11 protein-coding genes are annotated in these 14024 nt (G+C 70.3%); 3 read left to right on the forward strand and 8 right to left on the reverse strand.

Annotated features, from left to right (window positions below; translation table 11 throughout):
• Positions 1-2: 2 nt before the first annotated feature.
• From DEJ27_RS07935 to iolC, 7 genes are read right to left on the reverse strand one after another with little or no spacing between them, the layout of a single operon-like run.
• Positions 3-1070, reverse strand: coding sequence for a Gfo/Idh/MocA family protein (locus DEJ27_RS07935; protein ID WP_111090660.1), 1068 nt, complete (start codon positions 1068-1070; stop codon positions 3-5).
• Positions 1071-1114: 44 nt separating this feature from the next.
• On the reverse strand, positions 1115-2068 hold the full coding sequence (locus tag DEJ27_RS07940; RefSeq protein WP_110860673.1) for a sugar phosphate isomerase/epimerase: 954 nt from the start codon (positions 2066-2068) through the stop codon (positions 1115-1117).
• A gap of 33 nt (positions 2069-2101) precedes the next feature.
• Positions 2102-3991: a 3D-(3,5/4)-trihydroxycyclohexane-1,2-dione acylhydrolase (decyclizing) gene (iolD, locus tag DEJ27_RS07945; protein ID WP_111090699.1), complete on the reverse strand. Its 1890-nt coding sequence runs from the start codon at positions 3989-3991 to the stop codon at positions 2102-2104.
• A gap of 17 nt (positions 3992-4008) precedes the next feature.
• Complete coding sequence (iolB, locus tag DEJ27_RS07950; RefSeq protein WP_111090661.1) at positions 4009-4932, reverse strand: 5-deoxy-glucuronate isomerase; 924 nt, start codon at positions 4930-4932, stop codon at positions 4009-4011.
• Positions 4933-4940: 8 nt separating this feature from the next.
• Positions 4941-6452, reverse strand: coding sequence for a CoA-acylating methylmalonate-semialdehyde dehydrogenase (locus DEJ27_RS07955; RefSeq protein ID WP_111090662.1), 1512 nt, complete (start codon positions 6450-6452; stop codon positions 4941-4943).
• Positions 6449-7438: a class I fructose-bisphosphate aldolase gene (locus DEJ27_RS07960; protein WP_110860677.1), complete on the reverse strand. Its 990-nt coding sequence runs from the start codon at positions 7436-7438 to the stop codon at positions 6449-6451. Before DEJ27_RS07960 ends, DEJ27_RS07955 begins: the two co-directional genes overlap by 4 nt.
• Positions 7431-8456 carry a 5-dehydro-2-deoxygluconokinase gene (iolC, locus tag DEJ27_RS07965; RefSeq protein ID WP_110860679.1) on the reverse strand — a complete coding sequence of 342 codons (1026 nt, stop codon included), beginning with the start codon at positions 8454-8456 and terminating at the stop codon, positions 7431-7433. The genes DEJ27_RS07960 and iolC overlap by 8 nt, the downstream gene beginning before the upstream one ends.
• Positions 8457-8623: 167 nt before the next feature.
• Between iolC and DEJ27_RS07970 the strand changes: the two genes are divergently transcribed.
• Entirely contained in the window at positions 8624-9886 is a 1263-nt protein-coding gene (locus DEJ27_RS07970; protein WP_111090663.1) for a DNA recombination protein RmuC, read from the forward strand.
• 146 nt (positions 9887-10032) lie between these two features.
• Here DEJ27_RS07970 and glpX read toward each other — a convergent pair whose 3' ends face one another.
• Entirely contained in the window at positions 10033-11022 is a 990-nt protein-coding gene (gene glpX / locus DEJ27_RS07975; RefSeq protein ID WP_017886722.1) for a class II fructose-bisphosphatase, read from the reverse strand.
• A 159-nt stretch (positions 11023-11181) separates the two neighbouring features.
• On the opposite strand from glpX, the gene fbaA reads away from it, so the two are divergent.
• The gene (fbaA, locus tag DEJ27_RS07980; protein WP_110860683.1) at positions 11182-12210 is read left to right on the forward strand and encodes a class II fructose-bisphosphate aldolase; all 1029 of its coding nucleotides are present in this window, start codon (positions 11182-11184) and stop codon (positions 12208-12210) included.
• Between the two features lie 105 nt (positions 12211-12315).
• Complete coding sequence (locus DEJ27_RS07985) at positions 12316-13575, forward strand: M18 family aminopeptidase (protein WP_111090664.1); 1260 nt, start codon at positions 12316-12318, stop codon at positions 13573-13575.
• The last annotated feature ends 449 nt before the right edge of the window (positions 13576-14024 follow it).

The following is a 14024-nucleotide window of genomic DNA, read 5'->3' on the forward strand; positions in this document are numbered from 1 at the left end:
GATCAGGCCCCGGCGAGCGCGGCCGGCGCAGTCGCGTCGCTCGTCTCGTCGTAGAACGCCGGCTTCGCGACCGCGTACTCGACCACTTCGTGCGCGCCGGACTGTTGGGCCCGGACGGCGACCTCGGCGACGACCGAAGCCGTGTAGCCGTCCCAGGCGCTCGGCCCGTCGATGCCACCGGTCCGGGCCGCGTCGACCCAGCGCTGCACCTCTTCGTCGTAGGCGGCGGCGAACCGCTCCTTGAACGAGGGCGTGACGCCCTGCGAGGTCGCCCCGGCTGCGGCGAGCGAGAGCGAGGTGTCGCGGCCGATGTAGGCGACACCGGACTCGAACACGGCGTCGGTGGTGACCTGGTAGCCGAACTGGGCGTTCACGTTGATCTCGACGATCGCCATGGTGCCGGACTCGGTGGTGAACAGGACGAACTGCGGCTCGGGCAGGTCGGCCGGCGCGAGGGAGTTCTTGCGCGGCTTCTTCACCTCGACGCTCGTGATCGCTTCGCCGGTCAGGAACGGGATGATGTCGATCTCGTGGATCACCGAGTCGTGGATGAGCATCGACTCGCTGAAGTTCGGCGGCGTCGTCGGGTTGCGGTGCGCGTGGTGCAGGGCGAGCAAAGCGCCGTTCGCCCCCGACTCGCGCAGGGCCTTGAGCTCCTGGTAGCCCGTGTCGAACCGGCGCATGAAGCCGACCTGGATGACGGGTCGGGCGGCGTGCTGCTGTTCGAGCTCCACGATGCGCAGCGAGTCCTCGGCGCTGGTCGTCAGCGGCTTCTCGCACAGGACGGTGAGCCCGCGCTCGAGCGCCGTCACCAGGATCGGCTCGTGCAGGAAGCCCGGCGTCGCGATGATGACGGCGTCGATCTCGGTCTGCTCGAGTGCCTCGTCGAAGGACGCGGCGGTGATCGCGCCGGGTGCCAGGGCCGCTGCCGCGGCGGCACGGGCCTGGTCGGGCTCGACGACGGCGACGACGTCGGCGTTCGAGATCTTGGCGGTGATGCGGCGGACGTGGTCCGCGCCCATCATGCCGGCGCCGACGACGGCGACGCGGAGGTTCTGCGTGGTGGTCATGGTGGTGTTCTCCTGGGGTTTGTTGACGCTGCGTGGACGGCGCGTCAGGAGGCGCGGGCGGCCGAGGTCGAGCCGAAGATGTGCTGGAAGGTGCGCTCGGCGATCGGGCCGGGGGCGTCGACGGAGCAGCCGTACATGTCCTGCTCGACGATGCCGAAGACGTCCGGGTTGATCGCGGCGACGGCCTCGATGATCGGGGCGAGTTCCGGGGTGCCGTGCGGCGGCTCGGTCATGATGCCCTGCGACACGGCGGTCGCGAACGGCACGTCGTTCTTGAGCACGTCGAACAGCAGGTCGGTGTCGACCTGCTTGAGGTGCAGGTAGCCGATGCGCTCCGGGTGGGCGGCGATGAGCTTGAGGTTGTCGCCGCCGTAGTAGGCGAAGTGGCCGGTGTCGAGGCAGAGGTTCGTGTACTCGGGGTTCGTGACCTCGAGGAACCGCACGGTCTCCTTGTAGGTGCCGACGTGGCTGTCCGCGTGGGTGTGGAACTGCTGGTGGACGCCGTACTCCTCGAGCAGCGCCTTGCCGAGCTGGTCGTGGCCCTTGCCGAGACGCTCCCACTGCTCGTCGGTGAGCGTGCGTGGCTCGAGCACCTCTTCGGTGGCGTCCGAGCGCCACAGGTCGGGGATCGTCACCAGGTGCTCAGCGCCGAGCTTCGCTGCCAGGCCCGCGACCGCGACGGCCTGGTCCCACGCACGCTGGAACTGGTCCTCGCCCTTGTGGAACCCGGTGAAGACCGTGCCCGCCGACAGCTTGAGCCCGCGGGACTCGAGCTCGTCGGACAGCTGGGACGGGTCGGTCGGCAGGTACCCGTACGGGCCGAGCTCGATCCACTCGTACCCGGCGGCGGACGCTTCGTCGAGGAAGCGCTGCCACGGCACCTGCTTCGGGTCGTCCGGGAACCAGACGCCCCACGAGTCCGGGGCGGTGCCGATGCGGATCGAGGCGGGCGCCGCGTCGGTCGCGGGGCTGCCGATGGGGGTGGCGGTGTCGGTCATGACGTCGCTGTCGCTTTCTGTCTAGTGAACGGTTCAGCCGAGCAGCGGACGCTGCGTGGCGACCTGCTGCTCGTACTCGGCGCGGGCGGCCTGGGTGCTGGGGAGGGTGGAGGTCTGCGCGACCGGCACGTCCCACCAACCGTCGCCCTCGGGGGCGTAGACCAGCGGGTCGGAGTTGATGTGCACCAGGGTGGTGTGGTCGTTCGCCTTCGCCTGACGCAGCGCGGCCTTCAGGTCCTCGATGCTGTCCGGGCCGGGCTGCACCTCGATGACGTCGACGCCGTACGAGCGGGCGTTGGCGGCGAGGTCGACGGGCAGCGGCTCGCCGTTCTCGAACGACTCGGTCTCGTCGAGGTAGCGGTACTTCGTGCCGAAGCGCTCCGAGCCGACGGTCTCGGACAGGTGCCCGATCGACGCGTACCCGTGGTTCTGGATGAGCACGACGATGATCTTGATGCCCTCGGCCACGGCCGTAACGAGCTCGGTGTGCAGCATGAGGTAACTGCCGTCACCGACCATCACGATGGCGTCGCGGTCCGGAGCTCCGCGGCGGACCCCGATGCCACCGGCGATCTCGTAGCCCATGCACGAGAACGCGTACTCGACGTGGTACCCGAGCTCGTCACGCACCCGCCAGAGCTTGTGCAGGTCGCCGGGCAGCGAACCCGCCGCCTGGATCACGACGTCGCGCGGGTCGGAGACCGACTGCACGGCGCCGATGATCTCGGGCTGGCCGGGCAGGTCTGCGCCGGACGGCGCGAAGGCACCGTCGACCGCAGCGTCCCACGCCGCCTTCAGCGAGGCGATCTCGGAGGCGTAGCCGGGCTCGACGACGTACGCCGTGTCCGAGGTGAGCGACTCGGTCAGGGCGACCAGCGCCTCCTTTGCGTCCGCGATCAGCGGCAGCTGCGAACCGTGCTTGTAGGCGTCGAACGCGGCCACGTTGACGTTGACGAACGTGACGTCCGGGTTCTGGAACGCGGTTCGTGACGCCGTGGTGAAGTCGCTGTAGCGGGTGCCGATCCCGATGACGACGTCGGCCTGGGCGGCGATCGCGTTGGCCGCCGCGGTGCCGGTCGCGCCAATCCCGCCGAGGTACTGCGGGTGGTCCCAGACCAGGGAACCGCCGCCGGCCTGCGACGTGCCGACCGGGATCCCGGTGGCCTCGACGAAGGCGCGGAGCTCGTCGGCGGCGTCGGAGTACAGCACCCCGCCGCCGGCCACGATGACCGGGCGCCGGCCGGCACGGATCGCGGCCACGGCACGCTCGAGCGGGCCACGCTCGGGCAGGGGACGGCGGATGTGCCACTCGCGCGGCTGCAGGAACGTGACGGGCACGTCGAGCTCCTCGGCCTGGACGTCCTCGGGCAGCGCGATCGTCACCGCACCGGTCTCGGCCGGATCGGTCAGCACCCGCATCGCGGCGAGGGCGATCGAGAACAGCTGCTCCGGACGCTCCACACGGTCGAAGTAGCGCGACAGCGGACGGAACGCGTCGGTGACCTGCAACGACGTGTCGTGCGGCAGCTCGATCTGCTGGAGCACCGGGTCCGTGGTGCGCGTGGCGAAGGTGTCCGACGGCAGCAGCAGTGCCGGCAGCCGGTTCGTGGTGGCGAGTGCCGCGGCGGTCAGCATGTTGGCGGCGCCCGGGCCGACCGACGCCGTCGACGCGTAGGTCGCGCGGCGGCGGTGCATGCGGGCGAAGCCGACGGCCTCGTGCACCATCGCCTGCTCGTTGCGGGCCTGGTGGTACGGCAGCAGACCGGGCTGTTCGACGTGGAGCTGCTTGATCGCCTGGCCCACCCCGGCGACGTTGCCGTGCCCGAAGATGCCGAAGATCCCCGGGATGGTGCGTTCGCGGACGTCACCGTCGACGGTCCACTGGTTGGCCAGGAACTCGACGAGTGCCTGGCCGACCGTCATCTTCCGCGTGGTGGTGGTCACGCCTGCTTCCTTTCGTAGGGCAGTCGTGGGTCGATCGATTCCGATGCCCACGCCTGTCGGACCCACCCGTGGGCCGGGTCGTCGGTGATGTTCCAGACGCGCTCCGGGTCGGGCCCGGCCATCACGTTCAGGTAGTACATGTCGTAGCCCGGAGCGGCGACCGCCGGACCGTGCCAGCCGTACGGCACCAGGGCGACGTCGCCGGTCCGGACCTGCCGGAACTCGTCGATGGCGCGGTCGTCCGAGGCGTACGTGCGGTGCAGGGCGAACGGGTCGGCGGCCTCGGGCGCGATCGATTCGAGCCCACGGGACACCGCAGCCTCGTAGTAGTAGATCTCCTCGAGGTTCGACTCTGAACCGGGCACGTTCGTGTCGTGCTTGTGGGGCGGGTACGACGACCAGTTGCCGGCCGGCGTGATGACCTCGCACACGATGAACTTGACGGCGTCGAGCGCGGCCGGGGTGCCGAAGTTGTGCACCTGACGGCTCGACTGCCCGGCGCCGCGGAGCTCCACCGGTACGTCCGTCCGGGCCACGTAGGTGGTCGGCTTGACGGTGTCGGTGGGCGCCTCGGCGACGGCCAACCGGCCACTGCCGGTGATGGTGGCCGCGGAGCCCGAGCCCAGGTACAGGACGTCGGTGGGGCCGTCGAAGACGCTCCCCCGACCCTGCAGGGTCTGCTCGCCGTCACCGGCAGCGCCCGAGTGGGTCACGTGGAACGACCCGGCGAGCGGCACGACGATGCGCTCCACGGCGTCGGCCGGGAGGCGCAGCTCGCGCCCGTCGGTCAGCGCGCCGGTCCGGAGCCCGGTGTGCGCCCACCCCTCGATGCGACCGTCGACCACGTCGGTCCAGCCCGCCTCGGGCCGGGAGCCCGCCGGGATGAACCACTGGTCGTGCTGGTGCTGTTCGTTCGCCATGCTGCGGGTCAGTTGTTCGACGGGAAGCCGAGGTTGATGCCGCCGTGCGACGGGTCGAGCCACCGGCTCGTGATTGCCTTCTGACGGGTGAAGAAGCTCACGCCGTCGGCCCCGTACGCCTTGTGGTCGCCGAACAGCGAGTTCTTCCAGCCGCCGAACGAGTAGTAGGCGACGGGCACCGGGATCGGGACGTTGATGCCGATCATGCCGACCTGCACGTCGCGCTGGAAGCGTCGAGCGGCGCCACCGTCATTGGTGAAGATGGCGGTGCCGTTGCCGTACGCGCCGGAGTTGATGAGCTCGAGGCCCTCTTCGTAGGTGGCGACCCGCACGACGCTCAGCACAGGACCGAAGATCTCCTCGGTGTAGACGCGGCTGGTGGTGGGCACCTGGTCGATCAGCGTCGGGCCCAGCCAGAAGCCGTTCTCGTCGCCGTCGGGTCGGACGGTGCGGCCGTCCACCACAACCACCGCACCGTCCTGCTCTGCGACCTCGATGTACGAGGCGACCTTGTCACGGTGCTGCTCCGTGACGAGCGGCCCCATGTCGCACCCGCGACGACCGTCGCCGATGCGCAGGGTCGCCGCGCGGTCCTTGATCTTCTGGATGAGCTCGTCCGCCACCGGCTCGACGGCGACGACGACCGAGATCGCCATGCAGCGTTCACCGGCCGAACCGAAGCCGGCGTTGATCGCGTTGTCGGCGACCAGGTCGAGGTCGGCGTCGGGAAGGACCAGCATGTGGTTCTTCGCGCCGCCGAGGGCCTGCACGCGCTTGCCGTGCTTCGTGCCGGTCTCGTAGACGTACTTCGCGATGGGCGTGGAGCCGACGAACGAGATCGACTCGACGTCGTCGCTGGTGAGCAGGCCGTCGACGGACAGTTTGTCGCCGTTGAGCACGTTGAAGACGCCGTCGGGCAGCCCGGCCTCCTTGAACTTCTCGGCGAGCCAGATGGCGGCCGACGGGTCCTTCTCGCTCGGCTTCAGCACGACGGTGTTGCCCGCGGCGATCGCGATCGGCAGGAACCAGAGCGGCACCATCGCCGGGAAGTTGAAGGGGCTGATGATGCCCACGACGCCGAGCGGCTGGCGGATCGAGTAGACGTCGATGCCGGTCGAGACCTGGTCGGAGAACTCACCCTTCATCAGGCTCGGGATGTTGGTGGCGAGCTCCACGACCTCTTGACCACGGGCGATCTCACCCAGGGCGTCGTCGATGACCTTGCCGTGCTCGCTCGTGATGATCTCGGCCAGCTCGGCCTTGTCGCGGTTCAGGATCTCGCGGAACGAGAACAGGATCGCCTGGCGCTTGGCCAGCGACAGGTTGCTCCAGCCGGGGAACGCCGCCTTGGCGCTGCCGATGGCCGCCTGGATCTCGGACTCGTCGGCCAGCGCGACCTGCTTGGTTGCGACGCCGAGCGCTGGGTCGTACACGGGGGCGGTGTTGCCCGACGCGGATTCGACGCGCTTGCCGTCGATCCAGTGCCCGACGGTCGTGGTGGTCGTGTCGGTGAGCGTCATGCGTTGCTTCCTTCCGGGATGGACGAGTCCATGGTGGTGGCGCCCGCGAGCCGAGCGGCTGGGTCGTGGGCATCTGTGGAGAACCCGCCCCGGGCCTCCTGGCTGTGGACGAGACCGGCGGCCACGTCCACTGCGGCGGCGACGTCGCCGTCCGAGGGGTAGAGCAGGGTGCGTCCGACGACCAGGCCGCGGACGCCGGGCAGGGCCAGGGCGTCAGCCCACTTCGCGTACGTCTCCAGCGGGCGCGAAGCCGGGTCGCCGCCGAGCAGCAGGGTCGGCAGGGTCGTCGCGGCCATCACGCGCTCCATGTCGTCGACGACGGGGATCTTGAGCCAGCTGTAGGCGCTGGACTCGCCGAGTCCCGCAGCGATCGCCATCGAGGTGATCACGGCGTCGGTCGACAGGTCGTTGACGACCCGGCCGTCCCGCCACTCGGACATGAACGGCTCGAGCATGATCGGCAGCTGGAGCGCCGCGGCCTCGCTGACGGCGCGGGCCGTGGCCTCGAGCGTCGGCGCGGTGCCCGAGTCCTCCAGGGCGATGCGCACCAGCAGCTTGGCGAAGTCGAGCCCGGAGTCCTTGATCGCCTGCGCCGAGTACGCCGTGTACCGGTCGTCCATCTCGAACGTGGCGCCGCGGAGTCCACCGCGGTTCATCGACCCGACGACGACCTTGCCGTCGAGGGCGCCGAGCAGTGCGAGGTCCTCGAGGATGTCGGGAGTGCCGAGCACCCCGTCGACCCCCGGACGGCCGAGGGCCGTGACGAGCCGCTCGAGCAGGTCGTAGCGGTCCGCCATCGCGGACTCGTCGTCGCGCACGGCCAGCGCACCGCGTGCGGGGTGGTCGGCGGCGACGATGAAGAGCTTGCCGTCGTCGGCGAGCAGGGAGCGCTTGCGGCGGGCGTCGAGCGTGGCACGCACCAGGTCGGGCTGGCCGGCACGGATGTCGCGGAGGCGCTGGAAGTCAGCGGGGCTGAGCTCAGGCATGGGTCTTCTCCTCGGTGTGTGTCTCACCCGTGTGGTTCGTGCCCTCGGCGGGGTTGTCGGTCAGGAACTGCTCGATCTCGTCGCTCGTCGGCATCGCCGTCGAGCACTCGAACCGCGTCGCGACGATCGCGCCGGCTGCGTTGCAGAACGCCAGGATCCGCTCGAGGCTCCAGCCCTGCAGCAGCCCGTGGGTCAGGGCGCCGCCGAAGCCGTCGCCCGAGCCGAGCCCGTTCACGACGTCGATGTGGTGCGGACGGAACTCGACGAACTCGTCGCGGGTCTTCGCCAGCACGCCCTTCGGTCCCTGCTTGACGATCGCGATCTCGACGCCGCGGTCGAGCAGGGCGTCAGCGGCGCGGACCGGGTCGGTCTCCCCCACCGCCACCTCGCACTCCTCGCGGTTGCCGACGGCGACGGTGGCGTGCTCGAGGGCGATCGCGACCTCGCGGGTCGCGGCCTCGGGGCTCGACCAGAACATGGACCGGTAGTCCAGGTCGAGCACGGTGTGGGTCTTCGTGCTGTTCTGCGCCGCGGACCGTGCTTCGTAGGCGACGTGGTGCGCCTGTCGGCTCGGCTCCTCGCTGAGGCCGGTCACCGTGGTCCAGAAGATCTTCGCGCGCTCGATCTCGTGCAGCGGCAGGGACTTCGCCGTGATCATCAGGTCCGGCGCCTTCGGGGCCCGGTAGAAGTAGAGCGGGAAGTCGTCCGGCGGGAAGATCTCGCAGAAGGCGACGGGGGTGTTCAGCCCCTCCACCGTCTCGACGAAGGCGTTCGCGACGCCGTACTCGGGCAGCGTGCGGGCGATGTACCGGCCGAAGGGGTCGTTGCCCGTCCGGGTGATGACGGCGGCGTCCGCGCCGTGGCGAGCAGCGGCGATGGCGACGTTCGTGGCGCTGCCGCCGACGGACTTCGAGAAGGTCGAGACGTCCTCGAGCGGGCCGGTCTGCTGCGGGTAGATGTCGACGCTGACGCGTCCCATCGTGATCACGTCGTAGGCGTGGGGAGCTTGGTTCGTCATGCGACGCGGTGGACCTTCCGTGCGGCTTCATCGGCGGACGATCACGACTGTACACCCTGTTTGCCCTAATGTCATGACATGGATCCCGAGGTCCGTCGCGCTGGCCCGGCCCGTTGCGCCGGTGTGCCGGGAGGCGCGGTGTCGGTGGGTTCTGCCAGGGTCGCGACATGCAGATCCTCGCCCTGGTCATCGGTCTCGTGATCGGCATCGCCGTCGGTTCGGTCGTCGCCTGGTCGCTCGCCCGGTCGCGCGCGGGCGTCGACGCCGCATCGGCCCGTGCGACGGCCGAGGCACTCCGCGGCCAGCTCGAAGCCGCCCGGCGCGACGCCGAGGAACGCCTCGATGCCCAGGACACGCAGTACCGCCGCCAGGTCGACTCGCTCGAACGGCGCTCCGCCGAGCTCGAGCACCTGGTGCAGCGCATGCACGGCGTCGACGCTGCGCGCAACCAGAACGAGTCGAAGGTGCTCTCCGCGCTCAGCCCCGTGGCGCAGACGCTCGACGTGATGCGCACGAAGATCGCCGAGCTCGAGCAGTCGCGGAGCGAGCAGTACGGCGCGCTGTCGGCGCAGCTCCGGTCGGCCGCCGAGTCGGAAGAGCGCCTGCGCGCCACCGCCGACACCCTGGCCAGCGCCCTGTCGTCGAACAGCACGCGCGGCGTCTGGGGCGAGACGCAGCTGCGCAACGTGGTCGAGGCCGCCGGGCTGCTCGAACGGGTCGACTTCGACGTGCAGTCCTCCGTCACCACGGCCGTCGGCTCCGCCCGGCCGGACATGGTCGTGCACCTGCCCGGCGGCAAGACCATCGCCGTCGACGCCAAGGTGCCGTTCAGCGCCTACCTGCAGGCCGCCGAGATCCCGGCGACCGCCACCGGCGCCGAGGCAGCCCGACGCGACCAGCTCATCGCGCAGCACGTCAAGGCCCTCCGCGCGCACGTCGACGCCCTCGCCGCACGGGAGTACTGGACCGGCTACGACGCCTCACCCGAGCTCACCGTCGCCTTCATCCCGTCCGAGTCGCTCATCTCGAGCGCCCTCGCCGCCGACCCCGGGCTGCTCGACCACGCTTTCCGCAAACGCATCGCCCTCGCCTCACCCGTGACCCTGTGGTCCGTGCTCAAGACCGTGGCCTTCTCGTGGCAGCAGGACGTCGTCTCGCAAGAGGCGCACGAGCTCTTCAAGGTCTCCCGCGAGCTCTACGGCCGGCTGTCCACGATGGCGGGACACGTCGACAAGCTCGGCAGGTCGATCCGGGGCTCCGTCGTCGACTACAACCGGTTCGTCGGGTCCCTCGAACGCCAGGTGCTGCCGAGCGCCCGTCGGCTGTCGCTGCTCGACGAGTCGAAGGTGATCGCGGACCCGTCCTCGATCGAGGACGAGCCGCGGCTGCTCACGGCGCCGGAGCTCGTCGGGGCGGTCGACGAGGACTGACGGCGCAGCACCGCACCGCACCGCACCGCACCGCACCGCACCGCACCGCACCGCACAATGAAAACCCGCCCGAACCACGGGATCGCGTGGTTCGGGCGGGTTCAGAGGTTCAGCACGGATCTGCGCCGATCAGGACGGCCTGGGGCTCAGAACCACTTCTCCGCACGGTGGTCCGCCTGGATGCGGCGGATCGTGTTCGAGCGCGAGCGGAGCACGAGCGAGTCCGTGTGGATGACGCCGCGCGAACGACGCACGCCGTCGACCAGGACGCCGTCGGTGACGCCGGTGGCGACGAAGAACGTGTTGTCGCCGGTGACCAGGTCGTCCTGGTCGAGGACCTTGTCCAGGTCGTGGCCGGCGGCGATGGCGCGCTCGCGCTCCTCGTCGTCCTTCGGCTGGAGCTTGCCGAGGATCACGCCGCCGAGCGCCTTGATCGCGCACGCCGTGATGATGCCCTCGGGGGTGCCGCCGACCCCGACGCACATGTCGATCGTCGAGCCGGGCAGGGCGGCGGCGATGCCACCGGCGACGTCACCGTCGAGCAGCAGTCGCGTGCCGGCACCGGTCGCGCGGATGGCGCGGATCAGCTCGTCGTGGCGCGGACGGTCGAGCACGGCGACGACCATGTCCTCGAGGTCCTTGCCCTTGGCCTTCGCCAGCGCACGGATGTTGTCACCGATCGGCTTCTCGAGGTCCAGGACACCGCGACCCTCGGGGCCGGCGGCGATCTTGTCCATGTAGAACACGGCAGACGGGTCGTACATCGAGCCGCGGTCCGAGACGGCCATGACGGAGATGGCGTTCTGGCGGCCGGCGGCGGTGAGCGAGGTGCCGTCGATCGGGTCGACCGCGATGTCGCAGGCCGGACCGTGACCGTTGCCGACGTGCTCGCCGTTGTAGAGCATCGGGGCGTTGTCCTTCTCGCCCTCACCGATGACGACGACACCGTCGAAGTTCACCGTGCCGAGGAACTTGCGCATCGCGTCGACCGCGGCGCCGTCGGCGAGGTTCTTCTCACCACGCCCGACCCACGGCTGCGCACGGATCGCGGCGGCCTCCGTCGCACGCACGAGCTCGAGCGCGAGGTTGCGGTCGGGCTGGAGGAACAGGGAGCCGGTTTCGGTAGTGGGAGTCACGATCCGAGCCTACCGACCGGCGGCCGACCGACGGTCCGGACGCCGGGCCCGTGCACGCATGTGCACGCCGGACGTGAGCCGACCACGTAACCCGGACCGCGCCTCCAGAGCTTCTGACTACGATCGGCGGGGACATCACCGAAGTCGAAGGAGATCCACGTGCCCATCGCAACGCCGGAACAGTACGCCGAGATGATCGAACGCGCGAAGGCGGGCAAGTTCGCGTACCCCGCGGTCAACGTCTCCTCCTCGCAGACCATCAACGCGGTCCTCCAGGGCCTGCAGGAAGCCGGTTCCGACGGCATCCTCCAGGTCACGACGGGCGGTGCCGACTACTTCGCCGGCCACACCATCAAGAACCGCGCAGCGGGTGCCCTCGCGATGGCCAAGTTCGCCCACGAGGTGGCCAAGAACTACGACATCACGGTCGCGCTGCACACCGACCACTGCCCGAAGGACGCCCTCGACGGCTTCGTCCTGCCGCTCATCGCGGCGAGCGAGGAAGAGGTCCGTCAGGGTCGCAACCCGATCTTCCAGTCGCACATGTGGGACGGTTCGGCCGTGCCGCTCGACGAGAACATCGAGATCGCGAAGACCATGATCGAGAAGACGCGGAACATCAACGCGATCCTCGAGGTCGAGATCGGCGTCGTCGGCGGCGAAGAGGACGGCGTCCAGCACGAGGGCACGAACGACGCGCTCTACACCACCCCGAACGACGTCGAGAAGGTCGTCGACGCCCTCGGGCTCGGCGACAAGGGCCGCTGGATCGCGGCGCTCACCTTCGGCAACGTGCACGGCGTCTACAAGCCGGGCAACGTCAAGCTCCGCCCCGAGCTCCTCGGCGAGATCCAGGCGTCGGTCGCCTCGAAGCACGGCACCGGCGAGAACCCCCTCGACCTCGTGTTCCACGGCGGCTCCGGTTCGACCGACGACGAGATCCACGAGGCCGTCCGCAACGGCGTCATCAAGATGAACATCGACACGGACACGCAGTACGCGTTCACCCGCTCGATCGCGGACTCGATGTTCCGCAACTACGAGGGCGTCCTGAAGATCGACGGCGAGGTCGGCAACAAGAAGCAGTACGACCCCCGCGCCTGGGGCAAGGTCGCCGAGACCGCCATGGCGGCCCGCGTCGTCGAGGCCGCGAAGGTCCTCGGCTCGGCCGGTCACGCCAAGGGCTGAGCAGGTCCGTCGGGTCGGGTCCACCGGCCTGGAGGAACGGGGTGCGTCCGACGGACGCGCCCCGTTCTGCGTCGGGTCGCCACCACCGCGTGCCACGATGGGCGGGTGACCGTCGACGCCATCGCCTCCGAGTTCGCCCAGTTCGTCACCGACTCGCCCACCGCGTTCCACGCGGCGGCGGCGACGCGTGACCGTCTCGTCGCTGCCGGGTTCACCGAGCTGTCCGAGCTCGACGCCTGGCCGACCGAAGCCGGTGCGTACGTGGTGGTCCGCGACGGCGCCGTAATCGCGTGGCGCCTGCCCGACGGTGCCGGCCCGACGACGCCGTTCCGGATCCTCGGCGCCCACACCGACTCCCCCGGCTTCCGCGTGAAGCCGAACCCCGGCGTCCGCACCGGCGGCTGGGAGCAGCTGGGCATCGAGGTCTACGGCGGCGCGCTCCTGTCGACCTGGTTCGACCGCGACCTGCGGATCGCCGGCCGGGTCGTCGACGCCGACGGCAGTGTGCGGCTCGTCAGCACCGACGCCGTCGCGCGGATCCCCAACCTGGCGATCCACCTGGACCGCGGGGTCAACGACGGCAAGGAGATCGACCGCCAGCGCCACACCCTGCCGATCGTCGGGGTCGACGGCGACGCCGGTGGGACCTCCGTCGTGGAGTGGCTGCTCGCCCGGCTCGGCGAGGGTGCGGTGTCGTGGGACCTGTTCCTCGCCGACACCCAGGCGCCGGCCCGGATCGGCATCGAGCGGGAGTTCCTGGCGTCCGGCCGGATGGACAACCTGACGAGCGTGCACGCCGGGCTCCGAGGCATCGTCGACGCCCCGACCGACGGTGACCACATCCCGGTGTTCGCGGCGTTCGACCACGAGGAGATCGGGTCGTCGACGCCGTCCGGTGCCGGTGGTCCGTTCCTCGAGGACGTCCTCGGCCGTGTGCAGGAGGGCCTCGGCGCCACCCGCTCCGAGGCCGCCCGGGCGTTCCGTGCGTCGTGGCTGCTGTCGAGCGACGCCGGGCACCTGGTGCACCCGAACCAGCCGGAGAAGCACGACCCGACGAACCGTCCGCGCCCCGGAGCCGGACCGCTGCTGAAGATCAGCGCGAACCAGCGCTACATGACCGAGGCGAAGGGCGAGGCCGTCTGGGCAGCCGCGTGCGAGACCGCCGGTGTGCCGTGGCAGCCGTTCGTCAACGTGAACACGATCCCCGGCGGCTCGACCATCGGCCCGATCGCGGCGACCCGGCTCGGGATCCCGACGATCGACATCGGCGTCGGGCTGCTGTCGATGCACTCGATCCGGGAGCTCGTGCACGTCGACGACCTGGCTGCCCTGCACGGAGCGGTCGCCGCCTTCCTGGCCGGCTGACCTCCGGGCGGCGTCGGCGGGCTGGGGTGGGGTGGGGTGGTCGTGACTCCCCGCGTGCACCGGCCGAGGGGTCACGAACTGTCGCTCGCGCCGGTGCCGGACGACACTTTCTGACCGCTCGACGGCAGCCCCGGCGCGGGCGGTCGAGTGGTCACGACTCCCCGTACGAGCAGGGCCGAGGGGTCACGAACTGTCGATCGCGCCGGTGCCGGACGACACTTTCTGACCGCTCGACGGGGGACCCATGGCGTGTTGCGACCACACCGCAGTTGGGGCTGCGCGCGCCCGCGAGGCTGACGACGATCGCCGGAAGGGCTCCCCACCGCGACTGGCCGACGGAAGGGCTGCCGAGAGGTCACAACTCCCCGTACGCGCAGGGCCGAGAGGTCACGAAGCGTCGGTCACGCCGGTGCCGGACGACACCTCGTGACCACTCGACGGCGGGCCCG

Origin of the sequence: Curtobacterium sp. MCPF17_018, from assembly GCF_003234135.1 — a bacterium.
GTDB classification, from domain to species: domain Bacteria; phylum Actinomycetota; class Actinomycetes; order Actinomycetales; family Microbacteriaceae; genus Curtobacterium; species Curtobacterium flaccumfaciens.